The sequence below is a fragment of the Pontibacterium sp. genome (assembly GCF_041587635.1).
Taxonomy (GTDB): domain Bacteria; phylum Pseudomonadota; class Gammaproteobacteria; order Pseudomonadales; family Balneatricaceae; genus Pontibacterium.
The window spans coordinates 1-3,604 of the sequence record NZ_JBFGYC010000422.1; the positions used below are offsets into that span (position 1 = coordinate 1).

3 protein-coding genes are annotated in these 3,604 nt (G+C 51.4%); 2 read left to right on the plus strand and 1 reads right to left on the minus strand.

The window, feature by feature from the left end:
• Positions 1–170 precede the first annotated feature (170 nt).
• Both ABYW01_RS16725 and ABYW01_RS16730 read left to right on the plus strand, forming a co-directional pair.
• On the plus strand, positions 171–791 hold the full coding sequence (locus ABYW01_RS16725) for a hypothetical protein (protein WP_372834885.1): 621 nt from the start codon (positions 171–173) through the stop codon (positions 789–791).
• 170 nt (positions 792–961) lie between these two features.
• Positions 962–1,561, plus strand: a complete 600-nt coding sequence (locus tag ABYW01_RS16730) for a tyrosine-type recombinase/integrase (protein WP_372834888.1) — start codon at positions 962–964, stop codon at positions 1,559–1,561.
• A gap of 899 nt (positions 1,562–2,460) precedes the next feature.
• Here the strand turns inward: ABYW01_RS16730 and ABYW01_RS16735 are convergent.
• Complete coding sequence (locus ABYW01_RS16735; protein ID WP_372834890.1) at positions 2,461–3,489, minus strand: DNA-binding protein; 1,029 nt, start codon at positions 3,487–3,489, stop codon at positions 2,461–2,463.
• Positions 3,490–3,604: the final 115 nt, after the last annotated feature.

The following is a 3,604-nucleotide window of genomic DNA, read 5'->3' on the forward strand; positions in this document are numbered from 1 at the left end:
ACAACCCACACACCCGGCGGCATATCCTGGAAAGCCTGCTCAGCTAGACCTGCGGGCTTTACGGGCGATAATAAACCCTGTTTAGCGACAGGGTTTGACTGCATCAATAGATACGAAAGATAACGGTATATACCCAATTGTACGGCTCAGGCTTTAAAGGAGTTAAAGTAATGGAAAACGAATTTTACCTACGCGACACGCGCTCAGATGTTGGCTCTACCTGCATGTTCTGGGCTAAAGATGGACGCGGATATGTTAGCGATTTGGACAAAGCTGAAGTATTCACCCGCGAAGAGGCGCAAAAATACGCTGACCGACAGAATCACTTTATCCCATTAAGCAAAACTAAAGTTGACGCCCTGACTACCGTTCGCGTTGATATGCAGTACCTGAAGCTAAATACGGACTTCTCCAAGGGCGTGATTGTTCATCGCCACTGCGGGCAATATGACGGTAACGATATTTTCTTTGATGACGGAGTAGGCGGGTATACCGCTGACTACAGCAAAGCGAAGATTTACGAATCAACCGTCGCTCTGTGCCAACTTCAGAATCAGTCAGGTGCAGCATTATCCAAGGCGTTCCTTGATACAATCTGCCGCCGCACGCTTCAAGCCGAAAATGTTAATCACCGGAAGATGATTACCGCTGCTGGCATCAAATACAGAGCACCGCGAAAACGTGCAACAACCGGAAAAACACGCGGAAACTGCCCGGAATGCGGAAAAATCACATGGGACTATAACCCATACGAAAACGCATACTGCAGCGAGCACGCACCTATTTACTAGAGCCGTTCACCAGCAAGCCGCTCGCTAACTTTTAGAAAAAACATAGCCAGCTGCAACACCGCCCCAGCCCGCGCCAACTCTGAGCGCGGGCGTATTTTCCACTTTTAACCACCCGTCCAGCCTGTTTATACTGGCTAACTATTCATCCCAGGACAGCAATAGTTAACGCCATGACCGCACCCAAAAACCCCAACCGCCCCGCGCCAGGCTCCAGGATCAAAGTTGACCCGATCCGCAGCAAACGCGCTATCAGCAACATTAAAAAGATCCTTGCCGACCAGCCGCGCAACCTTTGCCTGTTTACCCTGGGCATTAACACCGCCTGGCGCGCAAACGAGCTGATCAGTATCACCGTGGGCCAAGTCAAACACCTGACGCCTGGCGACACCCTGGAACTCAAGCAATCCAAAAACCAGCGCTACCGCACCACCCCGCTCAACGCCACCGCCATCCAATCTATTCAAGCATGGCTATCCCACCCCAGCGCGCCGCAGAATGACGCGCAAGCCCTGTTCACCGGCCAGCGCGGACCATTAACCGTAGAAACCGTTTCACGGCTGGTAAAGCAGTGGTGCAGAGAGACGGGGTTAAAAGGCAATTACGCCTCACACAGCTTGCGTAAGACCTGGGGATACTGGCAACGGATCGGCCGGGGAACATCGGTGGCGCTGCTTATGCACGCATACGGGCACAGCAGCGAAAAGCAGACCCTGGACTATCTGGGCATCCAGGCAGAAGAAATAACAGCGATTTACGACATGGAGCTATAACACTGCGTTAAGCGGACGGCCAGGACCGCCGCTCAACATCCATAGTTATATAGCTTTATCGCTTACCTGTAGACGGATGCTCACGCCACGATATGTAAATTCAACAGCCTCCGTGCTCTTCCCTGCCACCTCTGTGAATGACTCAACCAATAGATCAAGCGCAAAAACGTTCAAGCCAGCATCAAGCACGGCTTGGCTCGGTAGCCCGGTCTGTTCGTTACTTTTTGTAAATTCATTTTGTGCCATTGCCAACCTCGCTATATAACAATTCAATCAACGCGGACTTTCGCTACACACGCTCTCGCGTGCTCCACATCGGCCCGTTATCTCTGGGTTATTTCGCTTATCGAAGCGCTTCACTTATTCGCTGAAAGTCTCTGATTGCTGCCTCGCAACTCTCAACCGTTTCTCTGTCAGCCTCGTCTATTAGCACTAGCTCACCTGAGCGAGCATCAACTTCCGTGTGAGCAGAAATAAGCGCGTCACGATCCTGTATCGCACAACGAACAAGCTCCGCAATAACGTCTGCACGGCTTCCTGTTTCATACCCCATAACTACCTCACAAAATAACAATGCCATCCAGCGGACTCGCGCTCCGCTCTCTGGCGTTCACTACACATGGGCCAACGATGGCCGGGTTATATAGCCACTACCCTTGAAAGAAAGCCCAGCGTTTCCAGCCGCAACTAAAATCCTTCGTTAAGCCGAAATCTTTCTGTGTAAGCCAGTCCATAAACACAAAGAACGGCACCACCGCAAAAAAACGACGGGGGCGGTAATCCATGCTATTAAGAATCGGGCGCTAGTTTTCATGCTTATCTCTCTGTAGTTGACAGCCATATAACAACACATTCAACACGATGCGTTCGGACAGGTATTTCGTTATTTAATTAATTCGTTATTTATTTACTGGCTTTTCAGCATCCGCCAAAGCAACCAACCGATCCTGCAGCGCGGTCTCTCGCTTGTTGCTCTCAATCAACTGAGCATTCATCACGCCCAGCTCAGCCGTAGCGGTGGCGGCGAACTCCGCCTTTTCAACCAGATCCGCATTCAGAGCTTTCATGTGCTCGCGGGACTCTTTCAGCTCAGCCCGCAACGCTGAACAATCCTCGCGGGATGCTTCCAGATTCTGTTCTACACCCTGTAAGCGGGTGCCGGTCTGGATCAGCTCTTTTTCACGGGCGTCCGCCTGTTTTACCGCCTTATCACGCTGTTGCTTGACGGTATCCAGGCCCTTCTGCAGCGCTTCACCTTCACTTCGACATTTGCGCATATCCGTAATGGCCGTGGACAGCTCCGCCTTAGTATCCCGCAGCTGGGCGGCCAGCTCTGTATTTTTAGCGGTGACAGCTTCCAGATCCCGGCGGGTGCCTTCCAGATCAGCACGCACCTGGTTCAGCTCACCGGATACCGCCATACACTCACGGCTTTTATCTTCCAGCCTCTGCGCCGTCTGGCTGACGCGTTCTGTCTGTTCTACCAGCTGCAACCGCGATTGCTCCAGTTCCCGACGGACCGCATCAAGCTCCTGGGCGCGGTTATCGCTAAGAGTGCGCAACGTTTCCAGGTCTAAATCCTGCCTTTCAATAACTGCACTAAATTCCTGCAACTCAGCCTGGTATTCCTCTTCCTTATCGGAAAACGCCTGGCGGGCCTCTTCATGCTGTTCATTTGCCGCGCGCACCAGATCCAGCCACACCGGCCCCAGGCTTGCCATTAACTTATCCAGGGGCATTTCTGGAATAGCCGCCACCGCGCTTTCTGCGCGCTGCTTCCGCCACGCCTTCAGGTGCTTACCTATATCGTTAGGACTGCCGTGATTATTGTTTTCTTCACGAATCAAAATAGTACTTGGATCTTTGCCCTTTAATACCAGCTGATCCGCCAGACCAAAGACAACCTCTTCCGTGATTTTCTGCTTCATCGTTCCGCCGCCCCAATATAAAAATAATATAATAATAATTATATATATTATCTTATTATTTACTAGCGATCAGACACAAAAAAACCGCACAAAGGCGGCTTTATCTGGGTGGGGC

Bases quoted from the DNA above. Each gene is read 5' to 3' on its own strand.
- ABYW01_RS16725 (WP_372834885.1), top strand. From the start codon at position 171: ATGGAAAACGAATTTTACCTACGCGACACGCGCTCAGATGTTGGCTCT.
- ABYW01_RS16730 (WP_372834888.1), top strand. From the start codon at position 962: ATGACCGCACCCAAAAACCCCAACCGCCCCGCGCCAGGCTCCAGGATC.
- ABYW01_RS16735 (WP_372834890.1), bottom strand. From the start codon at position 3,489: ATGAAGCAGAAAATCACGGAAGAGGTTGTCTTTGGTCTGGCGGATCAG.